This window comes from Streptomyces sp. NPDC060064 (assembly GCF_042736455.1).
GTDB lineage: Bacteria > Actinomycetota > Actinomycetes > Streptomycetales > Streptomycetaceae > Streptomyces.
In genome coordinates, this window is sequence record NZ_JBHWWF010000003.1 from 214,136 (window position 1) to 234,435 (window position 20,300).

General features: G+C 70.0%; 17 protein-coding genes and 6 pseudogenes. 11 read left to right on the forward strand and 12 right to left on the reverse strand.

Annotated features, from left to right (window positions below):
• Positions 1-51: 51 nt before the first annotated feature.
• Positions 52-395: pseudogene (locus tag ACFWDI_RS05280) on the forward strand (Fur family transcriptional regulator).
• Between the two features lie 33 nt (positions 396-428).
• On the forward strand, positions 429-2,660 hold the full coding sequence (gene katG / locus ACFWDI_RS05285) for a catalase/peroxidase HPI (protein ID WP_385301440.1): 2,232 nt from the start codon (positions 429-431) through the stop codon (positions 2,658-2,660).
• 268 nt (positions 2,661-2,928) lie between these two features.
• Here katG and ACFWDI_RS05290 read toward each other — a convergent pair whose 3' ends face one another.
• From ACFWDI_RS05290 to ACFWDI_RS05310, 5 genes are read right to left on the reverse strand one after another with little or no spacing between them, the layout of a single operon-like run.
• Positions 2,929-5,745: a hypothetical protein gene (locus ACFWDI_RS05290; protein ID WP_385301441.1), complete on the reverse strand. Its 2,817-nt coding sequence runs from the start codon at positions 5,743-5,745 to the stop codon at positions 2,929-2,931.
• Positions 5,742-6,854, reverse strand: a complete 1,113-nt coding sequence (locus tag ACFWDI_RS05295) for an AAA family ATPase (RefSeq protein WP_385301442.1) — start codon at positions 6,852-6,854, stop codon at positions 5,742-5,744. The genes ACFWDI_RS05290 and ACFWDI_RS05295 overlap by 4 nt, the downstream gene beginning before the upstream one ends.
• 12 nt (positions 6,855-6,866) lie before the next feature.
• Entirely contained in the window at positions 6,867-8,342 is a 1,476-nt protein-coding gene (locus ACFWDI_RS05300; RefSeq protein WP_385301443.1) for a VWA domain-containing protein, read from the reverse strand.
• Positions 8,339-9,757 (reverse strand): hypothetical protein, encoded by a 1,419-nt coding sequence (locus ACFWDI_RS05305; protein WP_385301635.1) that lies wholly within the window; start codon positions 9,755-9,757, stop codon positions 8,339-8,341. The genes ACFWDI_RS05300 and ACFWDI_RS05305 overlap by 4 nt, the downstream gene beginning before the upstream one ends.
• The gene (locus ACFWDI_RS05310) at positions 9,727-10,197 is read right to left on the reverse strand and encodes a hypothetical protein (RefSeq protein ID WP_385301636.1); all 471 of its coding nucleotides are present in this window, start codon (positions 10,195-10,197) and stop codon (positions 9,727-9,729) included. Before ACFWDI_RS05310 ends, ACFWDI_RS05305 begins: the two co-directional genes overlap by 31 nt.
• A 103-nt stretch (positions 10,198-10,300) precedes the next feature.
• Here ACFWDI_RS05310 and ACFWDI_RS05315 point away from each other — a divergent pair, with 103 nt between their 5' ends.
• Positions 10,301-10,534, forward strand: a complete 234-nt coding sequence (locus tag ACFWDI_RS05315; protein WP_385301652.1) for a hypothetical protein — start codon at positions 10,301-10,303, stop codon at positions 10,532-10,534.
• On the opposite strand, the pseudogene ACFWDI_RS05320 reads toward ACFWDI_RS05315, so the two are convergent.
• Positions 10,487-10,993: pseudogene (locus ACFWDI_RS05320) on the reverse strand (recombinase family protein); the annotation flags it as partial. The gene ACFWDI_RS05315 and the pseudogene ACFWDI_RS05320 sit on opposite strands and share 48 nt — an antisense overlap.
• Before the next feature lie 138 nt (positions 10,994-11,131).
• On the opposite strand from ACFWDI_RS05320, the gene ACFWDI_RS05325 reads away from it, so the two are divergent.
• The gene (locus tag ACFWDI_RS05325) at positions 11,132-11,668 is read left to right on the forward strand and encodes an ArsR/SmtB family transcription factor (protein WP_385301444.1); all 537 of its coding nucleotides are present in this window, start codon (positions 11,132-11,134) and stop codon (positions 11,666-11,668) included.
• The gene (locus ACFWDI_RS05330) at positions 11,665-12,960 is read left to right on the forward strand and encodes an MFS transporter (RefSeq protein ID WP_385301445.1); all 1,296 of its coding nucleotides are present in this window, start codon (positions 11,665-11,667) and stop codon (positions 12,958-12,960) included. The genes ACFWDI_RS05325 and ACFWDI_RS05330 overlap by 4 nt, the downstream gene beginning before the upstream one ends.
• 86 nt (positions 12,961-13,046) lie before the next feature.
• Here the strand turns inward: ACFWDI_RS05330 and ACFWDI_RS05335 are convergent.
• The 3 genes and pseudogenes from ACFWDI_RS05335 to ACFWDI_RS05345 form a co-directional block, all read right to left on the reverse strand.
• Positions 13,047-13,211: pseudogene (locus ACFWDI_RS05335) on the reverse strand (hypothetical protein); the annotation flags it as partial.
• Positions 13,212-13,227: 16 nt separating this feature from the next.
• A pseudogene (locus ACFWDI_RS05340) lies at positions 13,228-13,566 on the reverse strand (Tn3 family transposase); the annotation flags it as partial.
• 331 nt (positions 13,567-13,897) lie between these two features.
• Complete coding sequence (locus ACFWDI_RS05345) at positions 13,898-14,476, reverse strand: TetR/AcrR family transcriptional regulator (RefSeq protein ID WP_385301446.1); 579 nt, start codon at positions 14,474-14,476, stop codon at positions 13,898-13,900.
• A 91-nt stretch (positions 14,477-14,567) separates the two neighbouring features.
• Here ACFWDI_RS05345 and ACFWDI_RS05350 point away from each other — a divergent pair, with 91 nt between their 5' ends.
• The 3 genes and pseudogenes from ACFWDI_RS05350 to ACFWDI_RS05360 all read left to right on the forward strand — a co-directional run.
• Positions 14,568-15,014: an anthrone oxygenase family protein gene (locus ACFWDI_RS05350; RefSeq protein WP_385301447.1), complete on the forward strand. Its 447-nt coding sequence runs from the start codon at positions 14,568-14,570 to the stop codon at positions 15,012-15,014.
• Positions 15,015-15,369: 355 nt separating this feature from the next.
• Positions 15,370-15,795: a DUF4267 domain-containing protein gene (locus ACFWDI_RS05355; RefSeq protein WP_385301448.1), complete on the forward strand. Its 426-nt coding sequence runs from the start codon at positions 15,370-15,372 to the stop codon at positions 15,793-15,795.
• Between the two features lie 275 nt (positions 15,796-16,070).
• Positions 16,071-16,723 (forward strand): annotated as a pseudogene (locus tag ACFWDI_RS05360) (recombinase family protein); the annotation flags it as partial.
• A 72-nt stretch (positions 16,724-16,795) separates the two neighbouring features.
• On the opposite strand, the pseudogene ACFWDI_RS05365 reads toward ACFWDI_RS05360, so the two are convergent.
• The 3 genes and pseudogenes from ACFWDI_RS05365 to ACFWDI_RS05375 form a co-directional block, all read right to left on the reverse strand.
• A pseudogene (locus ACFWDI_RS05365) lies at positions 16,796-17,057 on the reverse strand (IS5/IS1182 family transposase); the annotation flags it as partial.
• Positions 17,014-17,436, reverse strand: coding sequence for a hypothetical protein (locus tag ACFWDI_RS05370; RefSeq protein WP_385301637.1), 423 nt, complete (start codon positions 17,434-17,436; stop codon positions 17,014-17,016). The gene ACFWDI_RS05370 and the pseudogene ACFWDI_RS05365, both read right to left, overlap by 44 nt.
• A 227-nt stretch (positions 17,437-17,663) precedes the next feature.
• The gene (locus ACFWDI_RS05375) at positions 17,664-18,827 is read right to left on the reverse strand and encodes an NAD-dependent formate dehydrogenase (RefSeq protein WP_385301449.1); all 1,164 of its coding nucleotides are present in this window, start codon (positions 18,825-18,827) and stop codon (positions 17,664-17,666) included.
• Positions 18,828-18,998: 171 nt separating this feature from the next.
• On the opposite strand from ACFWDI_RS05375, the gene ACFWDI_RS05380 reads away from it, so the two are divergent.
• From ACFWDI_RS05380 to ACFWDI_RS05390, 3 genes are all read left to right on the forward strand, one after another.
• Positions 18,999-19,475, forward strand: a complete 477-nt coding sequence (locus tag ACFWDI_RS05380; RefSeq protein WP_385301450.1) for a fluoride efflux transporter FluC — start codon at positions 18,999-19,001, stop codon at positions 19,473-19,475.
• Positions 19,472-19,840, forward strand: a complete 369-nt coding sequence (gene crcB, locus ACFWDI_RS05385) for a fluoride efflux transporter CrcB (RefSeq protein WP_385301451.1) — start codon at positions 19,472-19,474, stop codon at positions 19,838-19,840. Before ACFWDI_RS05380 ends, crcB begins: the two co-directional genes overlap by 4 nt.
• 149 nt (positions 19,841-19,989) lie before the next feature.
• Positions 19,990-20,268 carry an FmdB family zinc ribbon protein gene (locus ACFWDI_RS05390; protein ID WP_385301452.1) on the forward strand — a complete coding sequence of 93 codons (279 nt, stop codon included), beginning with the start codon at positions 19,990-19,992 and terminating at the stop codon, positions 20,266-20,268.
• The last annotated feature ends 32 nt before the right edge of the window (positions 20,269-20,300 follow it).

Genomic DNA, 20,300 nt, shown 5'->3' on the forward strand with positions numbered 1-20,300 from the left:
CAGAGACGTGACGGGACCACCGCCGCGGAGCTGCGCGGTGCCGGCCTGCGGGTGACGGCCGCCCGCGTCGCGCTGCTCGAGACCGTCCGGGACGGTGACCGCCTCGGTGTCGAGGCGATTGCCTCCGGGGTGCGCGATCGCGTGGGCCATATCTCCCTTCAAGTCGTGTGTGAGGCCCTCCACGCGCTCACCGTGGCGGGACTCGTACGCCGCATCGATCCGGCCGGCAGCCCGGCCCGGTTCGAGGGACGCCTCGTGTCGTCGCTGACGTCGACCGCGCGGTCGGCGAGGCCACCTGTCTGACCGCATCCGACGACCACGGCTTCTCGATCGACGAGGCCGAGGTCACCCACTGGGGCCTGTGCCCCGACTGTTCCACCGCCCGCAGTTCCTGAGCACCATGATCCGCCCAGTTCGGAAGGATTCCCATGTCTGAGAACCATGATGCGATCGTCACAGACGCGAAGACGGAGGGCGGAGGTGGCTGCCCGGTCGCGCACGGGCGCGCCCCGCACCCGACTCAGGGCGGCGGAAACCGCCAGTGGTGGCCGGAGCGGCTCAACCTGAAGATCCTTGCCAAGAACCCCGCCGTGGCCAACCCCCTCGGCGAGGGGTTCGACTACGCCGAGGCGTTCAAGACCCTCGACCTCCCGGCCGTGAAGCAGGACATCGCGGAGGTGCTGACGACCTCGCAGGACTGGTGGCCCGCCGACTTCGGCCACTACGGCCCGTTCATGATCCGGATGGCGTGGCACAGCGCGGGTACCTACCGGATCAGCGACGGCCGCGGCGGCGGCGGGGCCGGCCAGCAGCGCTTCGCCCCCCTCAACAGCTGGCCCGACAACGGGAACCTCGACAAGGCCCGCCGCCTGCTGTGGCCGGTCAAGAAGAAGTACGGCCAGAGCCTCTCGTGGGCCGACCTCATGATCCTCGCCGGCAATGTCGCCCTGGAGTCGATGGGCTTCGAGACCTTCGGCTTCGGCGGCGGTCGTCCGGACGTCTGGGAGCCCGACGAGGACGTCTACTGGGGTCCCGAGACCACCTGGCTCGACGACGAGCGCTACACCGGCGACCGGGAGCTGGAGAACCCCCTCGGCGCGGTCCAGATGGGCCTCATCTACGTCAACCCGGAGGGCCCGAACGGCAACCCGGACCCGCTCGCCGCGGCCCGCGACATCCGTGAGACGTTCCGCCGGATGGCGATGAACGACGAGGAGACGGTCGCCCTGATCGCGGGCGGTCACACCTTCGGCAAGACCCACGGCGCGGGCCCGGCGGAGAGCGTCGGCCCCGACCCCGAGGCCGCCCCGCTCGAGGAGCAGGGCCTCGGCTGGAGGAACTCGTTCGGCACCGGCAAGGGTGGCGACGCGATCACCAGCGGTCTCGAGGGTATCTGGACGAACACCCCGATCACGTGGGACAACAGCTTCTTCGAGATCCTGTTCGGCAACGAGTGGGAGCTGTACAAGAGCCCCGCCGGCGCGCACCAGTGGAGGCCGCAGGACGACGCCGGGGCGGGCACCGTGCCCGACGCCCACGACCCGTCGAAGAGCCACGCCCCGACGATGCTGACGACCGACCTCTCGCTCCGGTTCGACCCGGCCTACGAGCAGATCTCACGGCGCTTCCTGGAGAACCCCGCCGAGTTCGCGGACGCCTTCGCCCGCGCGTGGTTCAAGCTGACCCACCGCGACATGGGCCCGATCGTGCGCTACCTCGGCCCTGAGGTCCCGGCCGAGACACTGCTGTGGCAGGACCCCCTCCCCGCGGTGACGCACGAGCTCATCGACGCCGAGGACATCGCCTCCCTCAAGGGCCAGATCCTCGCCTCGGGCCTGTCGGTGTCCCAGCTCGTGTCCTCCGCGTGGGCGTCGGCCTCGTCCTTCCGCGGCAGCGACAAGCGCGGCGGCGCCAACGGTGCGCGCATCCGCCTCCAGCCGCAGAGCGGGTGGGAGGTCAACGACCCGGACCAGCTGGCGACGGTGCTGCGCACCCTGGGTGGGATCCAGGAGGCCTTCAACGCCGCCCGGACCGGCGGCAAGCAGATCTCGCTCGCCGACCTGATCGTGCTCGCCGGTGGTACCGCCGTCGAGCAGGCCGCAAAGGACGCCGGCTTCGATGTCGAGGTCCCCTTCACGCCGGGCCGCGTGGACGCGTCGCAGGAGCAGACCGACGTGGAGTCGTTCGCCGCGCTCGAGCCGACCGCCGACGGGTTCCGCAACTACCTCGGGAAGGGCAACCGGCTGCCGGCCGAGTACCTGCTGACCGACCGGGCGAACCTCCTGACCCTGAGCGCCCCCGAGATGACGGCCCTCGTCGGTGGCCTCCGCGTCCTGGGCGCGAACTACCAGCAGTCGTCGCTCGGCGCCTTCACCACGACCCCCGGGTCTCTGACCAACGACTTCTTCGTCAACCTGCTCGACCTGGGCACGACGTGGAAGGCGACGTCCGAGGACGCGAACACGTTCGAGGGTCGCGACGCCGCCACGGGCGAGGTCAAGTGGACCGGCAGCCGTGCCGACCTCGTCTTCGGGTCGAACTCCGAGCTGCGCGCGCTCGCGGAGGTCTACGCGAGCGATGACGCGAAGGAGAAGTTCGTGAAGGACTTCGTCGCGGCGTGGGACAAGGTGATGAACCTCGACCGGTTCGACCTCGTCTGATCATGACGTCCAGGTCGGCCCCCGCCGGCCGACCTGGACGTCCTTGACCGCTCCGCAGCTCCGGCACACCAGGTGATGATCGGGCAGGCCCGGAGCCCGAGCCCTGGCCCCGGGTGGACGTGAACGGCGGCCGTGGCCCGGCAGCCGACCGTGGACTTCGCGCGGCTGCGGCGGGCCCTGGGCCCGCTTGCCGGGCCGCGTCGGCGGCGCCCGCAGCTCGGGTCGCCGTCGGCGGCGAATCCGCTGCGTGGGTTTCACCCCGCCGAAGTCAGGTGCCGGCCAGCAGCACCTCCAGCGCCATCGCCGTGTCCGGATGGCGGCCTACCAGCGCCGCGCCCTGCGGGCCAGGATCCGCCGTTTCCCACGTCCCGTCGCAGCCCAGCAGTCTCGCCACCGCGTCGCACGTCGCGGGGTGGGCAGCGAGCAGCGTGCCACCTCGGCTGCCGTCCGTGCGCCCAGCCGGATGCACGGCTTCCGGCTGCGCCCGCCACGGCGGCATCCACTCGTCCAGCGCTGCAAGCCGGCCGGGAAAGATCCGTCCGGCCTCACGGATCAGCAGCGGCGCCAGCTCGGTGCCCCCTGATCGCAGGGTGGTGATCAGGGTCGGCAGCCACGGCAGGAGCACCGGGTCCGGCAGCCGTCCGAACGCGTTCGACACCGCTTCCACGACGAAGTCGGTGAGGCCTGGGACGGGCTCCAAGGCGTGTACGAAGCCGCTGAGGTAGCGCGGATAGGCGGGCACCACCAAGGGGTTGCCCAGCAGTTCGTCACACCTCGCCCGAAGGTCCGCGCGGGAGAGGTGCCCGAGCTGCGTCTGGGCCGCCCACAGCAGCGCCGTCTTCGACTGGTCCTGTGGATGCGACTGGGCGACCGCCAGCTCCAGTTGGGTCCGGTCGCAGCCCAGAGACAGCGCCAGGCTCTCCATGCTGAACAAGAAGCCCAGCATCGCCGCCACTTGGCGGACGGTGGCGTCGTCGTCGGTGAACGCCGTCGGCAGCAGGGTGCAGTAGTGCGCGTATCCCGTCTTGACGAAGGACTCGATCCACGGCGGCAGTACCGGCTCACTGGTGCGGTAGTACGCCAGCAGCCGCCGCACCCGGCGCAGGACCTCCGGTGCGCCGTCGACGCTGCGTTCGGCCGACAGCACTTCCAGGGCGCGTGTGCCCAGCTCGTCGGCAAGCCGGCGGCTGCGCAGGTACAGCGTCGCGTTCTCGACGGCTTCCAGGACGGTTGCCGCGGTGGCCTGCGGGCCGTACGCCGTGCGGCGCAGGCGCTGTTCCAGGACCTGCTCGATGCTGACGCCCTCGTAGCCGAGCTCGATGAGCGCACGCTGGTGGGTGCCCAGCGCAAGGTCCCACGACTCCTGGATCGAGCCCTCGCCGAGCCTCCGCTCGCCCATGATGGGCCGCGCGGCGCCCTGCGGCATCAGGTAGCGCAGCATCCACAGCACGTCGGAGCACTGCCCCAGTTCCGGCCGGGAGGCGATGTCCAGCAACGCCCGTTGCACACCGCGCTGCTGGAGCTTCAGGTTCAGGGGCGCGAGCCGGTCGTGCACGTCGCGGGCGAGGGGTGGCAGCGCGTCGTAGCCGACTTGGCCTGTCCTGTCGCCGCCCATCATGATCTCCACGAGGCGGCGCACGTCGCGGCGGCCGGGCACGGTGTCCTTCTCGATGCAGGTGACGGCCGCGTCCTGGAAGTCGTACGGCGTCGGCTTGGCCCGGTCACGCATGCCGGCCAGCAGGATCGACGTCTCGAACACCGCGATGGCGTCGGCGGTGGAGGCGAGGTAGCCGTTGCGGCGCGCGGCGCGCACGATCTCCACCGACCAGCCGAGCAGTTCGGTCTCGTCCAGCCGGTCCAGGACGGGCGGTTGCTGCAGGAAGCCGGTCAGCTTGTCGGAGGGCGGGACCGCCGGTACGGGAGCCGCCGCGGCCGCGGCCTTCTTGGCCTTCGATTTCTTCGCGCCCGCCTGTCCCGCCAGGCGGTACGGCTCCACGCGCGTGCGCCTGACGTTCTTCGCCCAGACCGTCGCGGCGATCGACACCGAGCCGGCGGCCAGGCCGAACTGCGCCTCGATCGCTGTGTGGCTGGACGGAATCAGGCCGTGCTGCCACTTGGTGGCACTGCGCGGGCTGATCTCGAAGGTGTCGGTGCCACGGACGCCGAACTCCGCGACACGGCTGGCCGCGTGGAAGGCACCGCAGATGTAGAGGCAGTCCGCGGGATCGGTGCCGGTCGCGGCCAGGTGCTGGCGCATCCTCGTCCACATGTAGCGCTCGCGGTCCTCGTCCACGTCCACCCGATGGGGGTCGCCGGGTGCGAGGCGCCGGAAGAGGCTGCCGATCAGGAGCATGACCTGCCGGTAGGTGTCGTGGTCGCTGTCGCCGAGCGGCAGTTCGACGTACTGGTGCCACCACTCCGACCAGTGCCGCACCCTGCCGTGACGCAGCAGGTGTTCCTCCAGTTCGGCGAAGCGCGGCCGCAGGTCGCCGATCCCCACGCCCACCGCGTCGCCGTGCAGCGCGGCCTCCTCCTCGGCGGGCGATGTGTCCGACACCCCTGGATCAGCGCCGAGCTCGGCCGGGTCGTCGGGGTGTCTCCCGCGCGCGTCCCACTGGTAGACATGGTCCGAGGAACGGTCGACGAGGACCAGTTCGACACCCGGCGTGTCCAGCGCGTAGGCGATCGCCTGGTACTCGGCCGAGGCCTCGGTGATCGGCGCGACCACCGACAGCGGAGACCACTCGGCCGGGAAGCCGTCGACCTCGGTCGCGAACGCCTGAACCGCCACCGGGAGCCTGCAGTTGCGCAGTTCGGTCAGCAGCGGCGCCATGTCCTCGCACAGCTCGAGGTACACGACCTTCGGCTGCTTCTCCCGCAGGCGGCGTGCCATCGCGAGCGCCGAGGCGGGCGAGTGGTGACAGACGGGGAAGATCTCCAGTGGCTCGCCCACCGCGCGGTCGACGTCCTCGACGAGGCCGAGGAGGATGCCCTCCAGTGCGCCGGGCCCGTCGGCGAACGTGGCTGCGGCCTCCTGCAGCTGCGCGCGCAGCGCTTCGAAGGTCCCCTCGTGCGTACCGCTCATGACAGGGTGGCGATCGCGTCGCGGCCGCCCTCCAGGAACTCCGGCCAGGATCCGCCCTCTTCCTTGCTGCGCGGCTCGACGACGCCATGCAGATACTTGTTGAGGATGGCCAAGTCCTCGGGCTCGCGCCGGGCCAGTGACCCGACGAGCGAGGAGGCCAGCGTGTGGGCGGTCAGCGCGCGCTCGCCGAAGAAATTGCCGTGCAGGATCGCGTCCTCGAGCACGCCTATCTGTTCGGCGGTGGACAGCGCGGACTCCAGCTTCTCGTCGTCGCTGCCGGCCGCGGCCGCCGAGGCGCGCAGGTCGGCGAAGCTCTGCAGCAGCACGTCGAGCAGCGTCGGCGGCACGTCCAGCTCGATCTGGTGGCGGCGCAGCAGTTCCTCGGTACGGAAGCGGACGATCTCCGCCTCGCTCTTCTTGTTCGTCACCACCGGGATGCGGACGAAGTTGAAGCGGCGCTTGAGCGCCGAGGACAGGTCATTGACGCCCCGGTCACGGCTGTTGGCGGTGGCGATGATCGAGAAGCCGGGCTCGGCGAAGACGATGTTCTCGCTGTCCAGTTCGGGAACCGAGATGTACTTCTCCGACAGGATCGAGATCAACGCGTCCTGGACGTCGCTGGTGGAGCGGGTGAGTTCCTCGAAACGGCCGATCGCGCCGCTCTCCATCGCGGTCATGATCGGCGAGGGGATCATCGACTCCCGCGACTGGCCCTTGGCGATGACCATGGACACGTTCCAGGAGTACTTGATGTGGTCCTCGGTGGTGCCGGCCGTACCCTGCACGACCAGCGTGGAGTTGCGGCAGATCGCGGCGGACAGCAGCTCGGCCAGCCAGCTCTTGCCGGTGCCGGGGTCGCCGATGAGCAGCAGGCCGCGGTCGGAGGCCAGCGTGACGATGGAGCGCTCGACGAAACTGCGATCTCCGTACCACTTCTGCGAGATCTCCCGGTCCAGACCGTCGGAGCGCTCGGAGCCCAGGACGAACAGCCGGACCATCTTCGGGGACAGTCGCCAGGAGAAGGGCTTGGGGTTGTCGTCGATGGACTCCAGCCAGTCCAGTTCCTCGGCGTACTTGATCTCGGCAGGGGCGCGCAACATGTCGGACATAACAGGGCCTTTCTAAGCGAGGAACGTCTTGAGTTCGTGGACGAGCTTGCGGATGTGGCCGGAGATCACCGGCGTACCGAGGTCCTTGAAGCGCTCCCTGAACCACGGGTTGACACTGCCGCGGCCGGAGCTGGTCACCGAGCCGACCGGGATGAACTTGGCTCCGGAGCGGTGAATGGCGGCCATGCTCTCGAACAGCGGCTCGGTCTGCCATTCGTAGAAGTCGGAGATCCAAACCACAACGGTGTTGCGGGGCTCGGCGATCTTCGGCTGGGCCAGTGCCATGGCGACTGTGCCGTCGGTGCCGCCCCCGAGGTTGGTGCGCAGCAGGCTCTCGAAGGGGTCGTGCACCCACGGAGTGAGGTCGAGCGCCTGTGTGTCGTACGCGATCAGGTGGACGTCCACCTTCGGCAGCCCGGCGAAGATCGACGCCAGGATGGTGCAGTTCACCATCGAGTCGACCATCGAGCCCGACTGGTCCACGACGACGATCAGCCGCTGGGGCGTCGTCTTGCGTGCGGTGTGCCGGTAGTAGAGGCGGTCGACGTACAACCGCTCCTCCTCCGGGCTCCAGTTGGTGAGGTTCTTCCAGATCGTGCGGTCGAGGTCGAGGTTGCGGAACACCCGCTTGGGCGGGACGGAGCGGTCCAGGGCGCCTACCGTGGTCTTCTCCACCTGGGTGCGCAGCACTTCGGCGACCTCGTCGACGAAACGGCGGATCAGTGCCTTGGCGTTGGCCAGGGCCACGCCCGAGAGGTTGTTCTTGTCCCGCAGCAGCTGCTCGATCAGCGACATGCTCGGGGTCAGCTGCGAGGCCAGCTTGGGGTCGGCCAGCACCTCGCGCAGGTGCATCCGCTTGACGAGGTCGGCCTCGATGGCGCCGAGTTCGGGGCCAATCGCCGGAATCAGCCGACTGAGATCGGGCGTCGTGCCCGGGCCGCCGGTGCCGGTCGGGCTGACACCCGGTCCTGCGGCGCCCCGCCCGGAACCTCCGCCTGCGCGGCCGCCGCGCAGCTCGCCCGGCTTGCAGCCGAGCGCGCGCTCCAGCCAGCCCGCGTCGGACTGCCAGCGCGCCAGCTGTCCGGCGGTGACTGTGCCGGAGTCGGAGGCGAAGACGTTGAGCAGCACCTTCGACACCAGCGCCGCGCGCCGTACTTCGGCGGCCCGGTCGCGGGCACCGTCGGCGGCGTCGGGGGCGGGCGCCATCAGACCGTCGAACTCGGCGGCCAGCTCCGGGTGGCGCTGCACGATCGAGTCGACGGAGGCCTGCGGGTCCAGCAGCGCGGACGGCAGACCGATGTCCTCGACGACGGCGAGGCTCGCCGATTCCAGCGTGGCCTGCTCCTCGTGGTCGAAGAGGCGGGCGAGGAGCCGCCAGTACAGGGCCTGACGGCGGTTGTCGTGGGGGTCCACCTCGGGGTTCTGCGGGTTCGTACGGTCGGCCGATTGCTCGGTTTCGGTCGTTTGCCCGGTCGTGTGGTCCGTCATTTCCGCAGCAGCCTCCCGGCACGCTCCCGCAGCACGGTCACGGCGTCGGTGGCGGCCTTCTCGGCCTTGACGCCGGCCTTGTCGGTCGTGCCCCCGGCCCATCCCCCGGCGTGGATCGCGACAGCCTTCTTCCGCACGGTCGTCTCGACGGCCAGAGGCTGGACGCGATACGTCCCGGCGTCCCAGCGGAGCAGCCCGATGCACGCGCCGGACGCCGCAACGGCCTCGGGGGTGAGTGGTCCGGCGGTCGGAATGCGGTCGGTGTCGACAGCGAGAAGGTGTCCGGCGACGGTGAACGTCACTGCGCCGTCGTCCTTCTGGGCGGCGTAGCCCTCCAGGAACACGGGTACGGCGATGCGCGCCGGGTGCCGGTCCAGGGGTGCGGTCGCCGCGTCGGTGGCGGTGGGCAGGGCGACGCGGGCAGTGGCGAAGGCGTCGGCGGGCTCACTCGGGCGTGCGTGCTCGTCGCTCCAGACCAGGTCGCCCTCGGCGGTGACGGGCATACCGGCGAGGTCCATCGAGCGGCCTTCGCTGACGGCCGCCAGGAGCGACATGTGCGGGCGGAGCAGTTGCCAGAGGCCGGCTCCGACAACCGTGTCAGGCTTCGGCACCGACACGCCGGCGCGCACCAGGCGGGGCGCGGTGCCGTCGGCGGGCTCGAACACCGCGTGGACTTGGGCCTGTGCGGCGGTCGCGTGTTCCTGCACGTCCACGCCGAGGGGCAGGAGGCGTCCGGTGGCCGTACCGGTCTTGGGTATGCCGGCCGCGCCGGGCAGGGTCAGCAGCATCGCGCGCGACCACAGGTCGGCCCAGCGGCGTGCCGGGATGCGTTCCAGGGCCGCGCCCGGGCAGGACGCGGCGAGTTCGGCGGCGAAGCCGTCGAGGAGCGTCGCCAGGCGGCGCAGCGCCGGGTCCGGAAGCATCGCGGAGACGACTTGCGCCGACCCGGAGACCACGTCGTGGTCGATGCCCTGCCACCCGGAGCGCGCCAGATCGGACAGCCAGGAGCGGGCGGCGGCGAGCAGGTTCGCCGCTTGCTGCCCGCCGGGCGCCGGGACGGTCTCCTCGTTGCGGGGCCGACCGGTCGCCTCGTCGGCGCGGGTCATCAGTGCGTCGTGGACGGAGCCGAGCAGTGCGGTGCGGGCTGCGGCGAGGGCGACGAAGTGGTCTTCGCTCGCGGCTCCGGCCGCCGTCTTCTCGGCCGCCTCGGCGACCTTGGCGGCCAGCGGCGTCCCCGTGACGGCGTGGGCGAGCTCTGTCAGGCCGGCGGCCTGGGCAGGCTGGGGGCGGAGCAGGCCGACGACGAGAGCCCGGTCGAAGGCGTCGACGACCGCCAGGGCTTCGTCGAGCCCGGAGATGGTTTCGGCGAGCAGGTCGGCGCGCATCACGCCACCGCCCTGGTCGGCGGGAACCACTGCATCTCCGGCAACGGCGCGGTGGTCGGGGCGAGTTCCAGGTAGGCCAGGTGGCGCAGGAACCGGCTGAAGACGGGTGCGGCGGCCTTGGAGTCCCCCTGCGGTGGACGTGTGTTGCTCATGTCGGCGGCGATGGTCTGCGCGCTCGGCTCCCCGTCCACGCTCTCGACCCTCAGGTAGCGGACGACGCGCTCGGCGCCGTATTGCAGCACCGCCTCGTTGATCAGGGCCCGGATGTGATTGCAGAACGAGCCCCGCGCGCCGCCGCAGGGCCGGTTGTTGTTGGTGCTGCAAGCGAACGCGTAGGTGCCGGCCGCGACCGACGAGACATAGACCCGCTCGATGTCCGAGCCGCTGGACACCACGCCCTGCAAGCGTCCGTCGGCCAGCTCGACGAACGGGACCTTGGCGAGCTTGCGCGGCCGTGCGGGTGCTACCACCCGTGCCGTGCTCGACCTCTCCCAATCTGAATCTGACAACGCGCCATCTCCTATGCACCAAGGGGACTTCCGCGCCACAACGGCGGGACACGACTGAACATACTTGCGGCCACTGACAACGCTGATCGCGGACGCACGGCCGCGTCACGCACTGCTCGCGAAGCCGGAAACGGGGCCGCGGAGTGCGGCGAGCCACAACACCAGCACCGCGCGGGTCTCGGTCGAGACGGGGCTTCCCGACGTCAATGACGTCAATGACGTCAATGACGTCAACGACGTCAACGACGTCAACGACGCCCGGGGAGACGCCGAGCAGCTTGGCGATCGAGGTGATTGAGCGGCCCGGGTCGGGCAGCAGGTCGCGGGCGGCGCGGATGATCTCCTCGGTGGCGACCGTGGGGCGTCCGCCGACCCGCCCGCGGGCGCGTGCCGCGGCGAGGCCCTCCTTGGTGCCGATGACGATGAGTGCGCGGATGAATTCGGCGAGCGCGGCGAAGACGTGGAAGACGAGCCGACCGCCGGGGGTCGTCGTGTCCAGGTTCTCGTGCAGCGAGGTGAAGCCGATGCCGCGCTCGCGCAGCTCGGCGACCATGCTGATGAGGTCTTGGAGGCTGCGACCGTAGCGGTCGAGCGAGGGGACCACGAGCGTGTCGCCCGCGTCGAGGAAGGCGTGGCACGCCTTCAGCTCGGGGCGGAGCGCGTCCTTACCGGACTTCTTGTCCGCGAAGATCTTCCGGCACCCGGCGGCGATGAGCGTGTCGAGCTGCCGCTCCTGCTTCTGCCCGCCCGTCGACACCCGGGCGTTTTGACAGCTCCCCGGATCGGCAGCGGGTGGGGGGCTTTGACAGAAGGTCTCGCGCGCCGGACGGCAGATTCTGGAGGTCCGCGCGAAATCCCCTTGCTCAATGGTCAAGAATCGTTGACCATTGCTCGCATGCCTACCGATGATCTTCCCGAGACGTTTCACGTCACCACTGACGAGCAACTGCGCGCCGTCTCCAATCTCACGCGCCACCGGATCATGGCCGTGCTCCGCTTCGAGCCGGCGACGATCACGCAGATCGCCGAGCGGGTGGGCCTCGCGAAGGGGAGTTCCAGCTATCACGTGCGGCTGCTGGAGCGGGCCGGCCTGGTGAAGGTGGTACGGACGCGGAAGGTGCGGGGTGTCACCGAGCGGTACTACGCGATGGCCGCGCGGGCGATCGCGCTGCCGGATCCGGGCGAGGGAGGGCCGGATGTGCTGATGCGCCATGCGGTGGCGGACCTGGAGGCGTCGCCGGTGGATGAGCGGCACGTACGGATGGCGCATCTGCGGCTCACCGAGGAGCAGTTCGCGCAGCTGGGGGCGCGGCTGCAGGCACTGGCGGACGAGTACCAGGAGCTGTCCGATCCGTCGCTGCCGGACGCGTCACTCGTCTTCGCACTGTTCCATCCGGCACCGCGCGAGCAGGCCGAAGGGGACGCCAAGTGACCTCAGACGTTCGGAAGTTGCCGACCGGGTTCGGACGGCTGTGGACCGCGCAGACGGTGTCCTCGCTCGGTGACGGGGTGTCGCATGCCGCGCTGCCGCTGCTCGCGTTGACGTTGACGCGGGATCCGATGGCGCTCGCCGTCGTCACGGCCGCCGGAACGCTGCCGTGGCTGCTCTTCGGGGTGCTCGGCGGTGCGCTGGTGGACCGCTGGGACCGCCGGCGCACCATGTGGGTCACGGACGCAGCGCGTGCGGTGCTGCTCGCGATACCGGCGGCAGCGGCCGCGCTCGACGTGCTGAGCATTCCACTGCTCGCGGCCGTCGCCTTCCTGCTCGGCCTCGGCGGACTCTTCTTCGACACGGCCGCCACGGCCTATCTTCCGGATCTACTCGGCCGCGACCCCGCACTCTTGGAGCGAGCCAACTCTCGCTTGCGCGGAGCCCAGACCGCCATGTCCGGCTTCGCGGGGCCGCCTGCGGGCAGTGCCCTGCTCGCGCTCGGGCGGGCGGTTCCGCTGCTCGCCGACGCGGTGTCGTTCATGCTCTCCGCACTGCTCGTACGGTCGCTTCCCGCCGTGCCCCGGCCCGTACCGGAGGCCCGCGAGTCGCTGCTTCGGCAGGCGCGGGCCGGGGCCTCGTACGTATTCCGGGACCGGTTGCTGCTCGGGCTCGCGCTCCGCCCGGCGGTCGGGAACATCGCCTTCCTCGCCGTGGAGACCGTACTCGCCCTCTTCGCGCACGACCGCCTCGGCATCGACACCTACGGCTTCGGCCTGCTCCTCACGGCGGAGGCCACCGGCGGCCTGCTCGGTGCAGGCATCGCCTCCTACCTTGGCCGACGACTCGGCACCGGCACCGCACTGACCTGCACAGCCGCCGTCGAAGGGCTTGCCATCCTGGGCCTGGCCGCTGCCCCGAACCCGTACGTGGCCGGGCTGGCGCTCGCCGTCTGCGGGGCCGGCATGGGCGCCACGATGGTGCTCGGGCCCTCCCTCCGGCAGGCGATCGTCCCGGCCCACCTGATGGGCCGGGTCGCCTCCACCTCCCGCATGCTGGCCATGTGCGCCGCCCCCATCGGGGCCTTCCTCGGCGGCTGGCTGGCCACCACCTACGACATCCGCACCCCGCTCTACGCCGCCGCCGGCCTCCTCCTGGCGATGACGGCCGTCACGGCATCCATGACCAGCAACCGCCGGGTCGAAGCGGCGCTGCGTGCCGCCGCCCCGGCCGGCGGTCCAGATCACCCGGCATCCAAGGATCCCGCCCAGGAGAGTGCACCCGACTTGTTGTGACGCCTGCCGCGAAGGCGTCACAACAAGTCGGGTGCCAGGCCCCGCGGGGCGCAACGAGTAGCCGGGTCGGTCGGTTGTGCCGGCCGTCAATCCTCGTCGTCCTCGGCGGCGTCCGGGTCCCGGAAGGGGCGCAGGCCCTGGCCGGGGCCGCTGGCTTTGATGTTGAACAGGTAGCGGCCCAGGAAGTTGATGTGCCGGTCCTTGAGCGGGGAGAGGCGGGCAACGTCTTCGTCCTTGATGTCGTGGCCCTCGGCACGGAGCCGGGGCTTCCTCCACCGCCGCCCACAGCGCGGCCACGTCCAGGTCCGCCTCGTGCTCGGCGACCAGGTCCAGCTCCTCGGTGAGGATCTTCGACGCCTTCGCCAGGATGCGGGCCGCCTTCTCCAACTGCGGCAGCATCGCCAACCGCTCCCGCTCCGACGCCCGCCGGGCCGGGCTGATCAGCCGGTTCGCCATCAGCACCGCGAACAGATCCAGCGCGTCGTCGACCGCCTGCGCCTCCAGGTGACGCACCACCGCCGTCAACAGCGCGGTCCGCCGCGGCTCCGGTGCCCGCTCGAACGTCTGTGCCTTGCTCAGCTGCCCGTACCGGGCCAGCGTGGACAGCGGTTCACCGGCATCCCCAACCTCAACTGCCTGGGCCGCTACAGCTTCGCCGCCCGCCCGCCCGCCACGCGAGGGCCTGCGCCCACTGCGTGACCCGGCGACCGTCCACCTCGACGAGGACGACGAGGGCACCGGCGAATGACGCGGCGTTAGGGCGCGTATCGGGTCGTGATCAATGAGCATCGCAGCTTCCGGGGCGGGTGCCCGTCTGGGGTACGGGGCCCGGCGATCTGCGGCTGCGCCGTGTGGACGCGAGTGACCGGAAGCGTTGCCGCAGGCAGGCAGCGGCGGGGCCCGAGGGCCCCGGCTGCGTGCCCACCGGGATGGTGTGTCAGACCATGGCGAGCCGACCCACCAGCAGCTCCAGCCTCGGCTCGATGTACTCCGGCGGCAGCCGTCCCGCTCGGGTCAGGGTCGCCAGGCCGTGCAGGGACGCCCAGAACACCTCGGTGAACAGCCCCGGGTCGACGCCGTCCCCGGCGACCTCGCCCAGGCTCTCCAGCAGCGCGGCGAAGGCGTCCTTGAGAGGTTCCGGGGTGTCCTCGTCCGCGAAGGCCAGGCCGCCGTCGAGCTGGAACAAGGCGTCGTAGACCGCCGGGTTGCGTGCGGCGAAGTCGAGGTAGGCACGGGCGAGGGCGGTGACCCGCTCGCGCGGGCTGTTCGCGCTGGAGGCCGCGGCCCGCACCGCCACGGCCATCTCGGCGGCGCCCTCGAGGGCGACGGCGCCGATGATCTCGCGCTTGCCGCGGAAGTGGCTGTAGAGGACGGGCTGGCTGTACTCGATGCGCTCGGCGAGCCGGCGGGTGGTGACCGCGTCCCAGCCCTGTTGCTCGGCGAGTTCGCGGGCTGTCGCCACGATGAGGCGCTCGCGCTCCGCCCGTTCGCGCTGCTTGCGTTCCTGTACCGACATGATTCGATCCTAGCATTGCTAGACATCCAAGCGGCAGTAGTACTAGCGTAGCCTCATCGCCTAGCGCCGCTAGATACCAGGAGGGGTCGTCATGCTCAACGCACTTCAGGTCATCACCACCGTGGTCGTCGGCCTGATGGTGGGGGTGGAGTTCTCCGTCGCCTTCGTCATCAACCCGATCCTCAACGCCCTCCCCGAGGACAGCGGCCAACTCGGCCGCGCCCACGGGGGCCGGATGCTCGGCGCCGTGATGCCGGTCTGGTACATCACCTCGCTCATCCTCGTCGCGGTCTGGGCCATCGCCGGATGGCGCCACCACGGCACCGGCCTCGTCGTCACTGCCGCCGCGCTGCTGATCCTCAGCGTGATCATGTCGATCCTGCTGCTCGTCCCGATCAACAACCGGGGCAAGACGTGGACCCCTGACAACCGGCCCGACGACTGGAAGCAGCAGATGAACCGCTGGGACCGCTTCCACTACGTCCGCGTCGCCGTCATCATCGCCGCCTTCGCCCTGCTGGTCGCCGCCCTCACCTGATACCAAAGCCGCCCCGACATGCACTGGTTCGCCCCGTTATATCGACGGCTTTCGCCCCGTCGGGGTGAGCCCGACAGGGCTTCGGATTACTGACCCCGCGGGCTGACCCCGCGGGCTGACCCCGCGGGCTGACCCCGCGGGCTGACGCCGCGCCGGTGGCGCACAATCCCCACTCCCTGGGCGGCAGCTGGCCACCGAAATCCCGACGTCCGGGAATGCAACTGCCGCTCAGATCCCACAACTGCGATCCCGACAAACTACGCCCCTCGATCAGCCGCGTCCGCGCGGCCTGATCAGGCCCCACACGACTCAGCAAGCTCCACGAAGCTCACCAAGACTCGCAAGGAGAAGAACAATGTCGCTGAAGAAGATCAACACCGTCCTGGCCGCCGCCTTCATCCTCTTCATCCTCTGGTTCGGGACGGAGTTCATCCTGAGCCCGGAGACGACGGCACCGGGCTTCGGCCTGCCGAGCTGGCCGTCCGGCGACGGCGACGGCTTCCTGATCATCAAGGGAATCCGCGACGTCGTCTTGGCCCTGGTCCTGGGCATCCTGCTGGTGACGGGCCACCGCCGGGCGCTGGGCTGGGTGCTGCTGGTGGAGGCCCTCGCCGCGTACGGGGACATGGCCACCGTGCTGGCCCACCACGGCTCCGTGGCCACCGCGCTCGGCATCCACGGCCTGACCGCGACACTGATGGTGGTCAACGGCCTGCTGATAATGCGCGAGACCCGCAAGGTCGCGGCCGCTCCGGCAACGCCCGCCCCGCAGCCCGCCTAACGCAACCTTGGCGCGTGTCGGTATTCGCCTGTCAGCGCCTGCCGGGAAAGGCGAGGCGCACGATCTTCTTCCAGTGGGCGGCGGCCTGGTCCCGTTTCTCCGGGATGGCGCAGCCTGGCCCCCTGCCCCGATTCTCATAATCGGTCCTTTGCCCGAGCAGGATCCAAGACGGCGGCCCGGCGATCGCGAAGCACCGGTTCGGTTCGCAGAACTCGTTCTCACTCAAAGACGGGTTCGGGGTACTTCTGAGAATCGTTTGTGACAACGCCCGGGGCATGACGGCCCCTCAAGAAGCCTCTCCGAGCGACGCGGACGAGGTCGAGCGCCACCCCCTGCCCGCGCTGCCGGGCCGAACCCGGCTCGCCGTGCCGCTCGCGCTCCGGCGCGGTCGCCGGCACCTACCACACCGGCCGTTTCACGAAGGTGCCCCGACTCGCCAAGCTCCTGCGCCTGCCCACCCCCGCCGACCGCGGGCCGGGCCAGCCGTGGCGCCCCGGCACTTCGGTCCCGCTCGCCCCGGCCCCAGTTCGAGGCCGCGCTCGCGCTCGCCCGCCAGATCAAGGCCCACGCCCCGCAGTGCCGGGTCATCTTCACCGTGTACGAGATGAAGCGCCTGGGCCGCGACGCCGCCGGACTCACCGCGCTCGCCGACCACCTCACTGCCCACGGCCTGGTCTTGGAGATGCTCGCCGGGCCCCTGCCAGGGATGTACGACCCCAGCGGGCCGGGCCGACTGCTGTTCGCGTTCTTCGCGGCGATGGCGGAGACCGAGCGGGAGAACATCCGGGAGTCGACCCTCGAAGGACTCGACGCGGCGGCCCGCAAGGGCAAGCACGGCGGCCGGCCACCCGTCATCACCGACGACATGCTGCACACCGTGCTGCGGCGCCGCGCGAACGGCGAGTCGGTCGAGCAGATCCAGCCCGACCCGCGCACAGCGGTGGGGTCGGGGTGAGCTGACGCGAGCGCGTCGTCGCAGCCGGACTGCTCGGTACCGGCCGAAACCGTGCTCGGCGATGTGTGAGTCGGGCTTGCGGCGTGGCCGTCCCTGCTGACCGTTGTCTACGGCAGGGACGGCAGGGACGGCAGGGACGGCATCGACCAGCGGCAGCCGTCGTTGTGGTTACAGTCAGTCCTGATCACCGCGAGTGGGTGCCGTGACCGTCGGTGATCAGGTGGTGTTTCGATCCGGCTCGGCCACGGGAGGCCCGGGGCTCGTCAGAGCCTCCCGCCGATCTCACAGGCCCGGCACGGCGGCCGCCCGCAGGTGCACTGCATGATGGCGTCGAGGACCTCGCGGTCGTGGTAGAGGCACTCGTCCTTGCACGTGTGGCGCGGGATGAATCCTGCCGCGATCTCGCCGGGCCACGGCTCGTGGCCGTCCCGGCAGCGGACGAACCGGTCGGGGTCGGTGGAGTGCAGGTCGTGCATGCTCGACCGCGCCTCCTCCTCCAACTCCCGCACTCGCTCCACCAGGGCCTTGAGCTCGGTGGCGATGCCGGAGTACCGGTCGGCGCCGGTCCTTACGTGCGCGGCTCGCAGTGCCATCGCTGCGTTGCCCAAAAACCTGCCGGCATCCTGAAGGTCGGTCACGTGGTGCATCTGAATGCCGGTCACGCCCCGGACCCACACTGCGTCTATGCTCACTGATCCACCTTCCCGGCGTGCGCTTGGTTTTCTTACGAGAGATTACGCGCGGCGCCGGTATCTCCGCATAATGAGAAACAATCTATTTACGGACGCTAAAGGCCTCGCCTGTGCCCGTCCAGTGAATTGTGCGTGAATCGGCTCACAGCCGGGGTGGTGGATCTTCTATTGAATCTTCAGCTGATTTCTTGTCCGCCGGATGTCACTCCCGCCCGTGTCGGTCATCCGGCGACCGTGTAGGAGCTCGCTCCCGTCCCGGCGAGCCCACCGCCTTCGACGATCAGGTACTCCGGGCGGATGGGGTGCCCGTCGAGCCAGCACTCCAGGATCTCCCGCGTACCGGCCGCGTAGCGTGCCTGCGCCGAGAGGGTCGACCCGGACACGTGCGGCGTCATCGCCTCGTACGGCATGGTGCGCCAGGGATGGTCGGGCGGTGGCGGCTGCGGGTACCAGACGTCACCGGCGTAACCGGCCAGTTGGCCGCTGTTGAGGGCCCGCACCACGGCGTCCCGGTTGACGATGAGCGCCCGTGCGGTGTTGACGATGTACGAGCCGCGCTTCATGGCCCCGATCAGCTCGTCGTCGAAGAGGTTCTTCGTCTGCGGATGCAGCGGAGTGTGGATCGACAGCACATCGACGGAGGAGGCCAGCGAACGGGCGTCGGGATGCCAGGTCAGCTCCAGCTCCTCCTCGACCTCCTTGGACAGCCGGTGCACGTCGCAGTAGTGCAGCGTGACGTCGAACGGCTTGAGGCGGCGCAGTACCGCCTGGCCGATACGGCCGGAGCCGAGGACGCCGACGTCCATGCCTTCGAGGTCGTAGGCGCGCGAGACGCTGTCGGCGATGTTCCAGCCCTTCTTGGTGGTCACCCACTCGTGAGCCGGCATGTAGTTGTGCACCAGGGTGAGGATCTGCATCACGGCGTGCTCCGACACACTGATGCTGTTGCTGAAAGTCACCTCGGCCACGGTCATGCCATGGGAGATGGCGCTCGGCAGATCGACGTGGTCCGACCCGATCCCCGCGGTGATCGCGAGTCTGAGCCGGGGAGCCGCGGCGATGCGCTCGGGGGTCAGATAGGCGGGCCAGAATGGCTGCGAGATGACCACGTCGGTGTCGGGAAGCTCGCGATCCAGGGTGGAGTCCGCCCCTTCCTTGTCGCTCGTGACGACGAAGGTGTGACCCCGGTCCTCCAGGAACCGGCGCAGTCCCAGTTCTCCGGAGACGCAGCCGAGGAGGTGCCCCGGGGCGAAATCGATGGCCTGCGGGGTCGGCGCGGTCTGACCGCCCGGATAGCCGGTGATGGTGGGAATCTCGTCGCGGGCGTAGTCGGGAGGATATCCGCCCACGGGATCCGGATAGAGCACCGCAAGGATTTTTGCCATGGCCGTCCTCCATCGGTGGGGCCACTGCTCCGGTGAACGGGTAGGGCACCGGTAAACCGGTCGAACGCCGATGATCTTGAATTTTAGTCGAGTGTGCGTCGGCGCTGCAATCCCCAGGGATAATGGGGAGGTGTTCCGGTGGATAGGGATGCGGCTATTTCGATGAGGCCTGTGACGGGAGTTCGGGAGCCGTTCCGCGCGCATCTGCGCGGGGGCGTCCTGGCGGCGGTCGCGCTCGGCGGCCTGCTCGGCGGGACGGCCCGTTACGCGCTGGAGCTGGCCTTCCCCGCGCCTGGGGCGACGTTCCCGTGGACGACATTCGCCATCAACGTGTCCGGATCGTTCGCGCTGGCGCTGCTGCTCATTTATGTGTTCGAGGCCTGGCCGCCGACCCTGTACGTGCGGCCGTTCGCCGCCGTCGGCTTCCTCGGCGCCTTCACCACCTTCTCGACCTGGATGGTCGACACCGATCGCCTGCTGGGCCACGGCCACTACGCAGCCGCGGCGTTGAATATCGTCGGGAGCCTCTTCGCCGGGGCGGCCGCCACCGTTCTGGGCCTGGCCATCGGCCGGCTGACGTCGGCCCGGCGAATACGGCTCGACGCGCGGCGCGGGCGCGCCCGCCGATACGGCTGGTGGGTGCGGTGATCATCCTGCTCGCCGTCGGTGCGGCGGCCGCGGTCGGGGCAGTGGCGCGTTACGTCCTCGGCCAGTACGTGCAGTACCGGAGCCCGGGCGTGTTCCCACGCGGCACCTGGCTGATCAACGTGAGCGGATCGTTCGTGCTGGGGCTTCTGGTGGGCCTCGGCGCACGGCACGCATTGCCGGAGCAGGTCGTGACCATTGCCGGCGTCGGTTTCTGCGGCGCCTATACGACGTTCTCCACATTCAGTTACGAGTTGGTCCACCTGTGCGAGAAAGGGCAGGTCGGCAAGTCCCTGCTGTACGCCGCTTCGAGTCTCGCGGTGGGTCTTGCGGCAGCAGCGGCGGCGCTCGCGATCGGGTCGTTCTGAGAAGGTCCAGGCCCGGCCGTCCGGTACTTGACACCTGGATGTGCGAGACGTCTCCTTGAAGGTAGGAAACGCGCTGCGCCGTGTGCTGATTCGGGGCGCACCGCACGCACTCGGGTTGGCCAGCGTCCACCGGCGTCCGGAGGCTGCTGATGGCAACCTATGAATATCTATGCAGCCGATGTGGGGCCTTCGACGTGAAGTTGGCGATCGGGACGGCGCCCAAGGATTACGGTTGCCCTGTTTGCGCAGGCGCTGCGAGACGTGTGTACTCCTCGCCCGGCTTTACGCTGACCTCGCACGCGGTCGCCGCCCTTCATGACCAGGAGGAGCAGGCCCGTGAGGCCCCGGCAGTAGTCTCCGAAGTGCCGTCACGCACAAGGGTGCCACGGCACCCGCACCCCGCGCTCTCGCGGTTGCCGCGTCCCTGAGGGCGTCCACGCGGACTTAGGAGGTGCGTCCT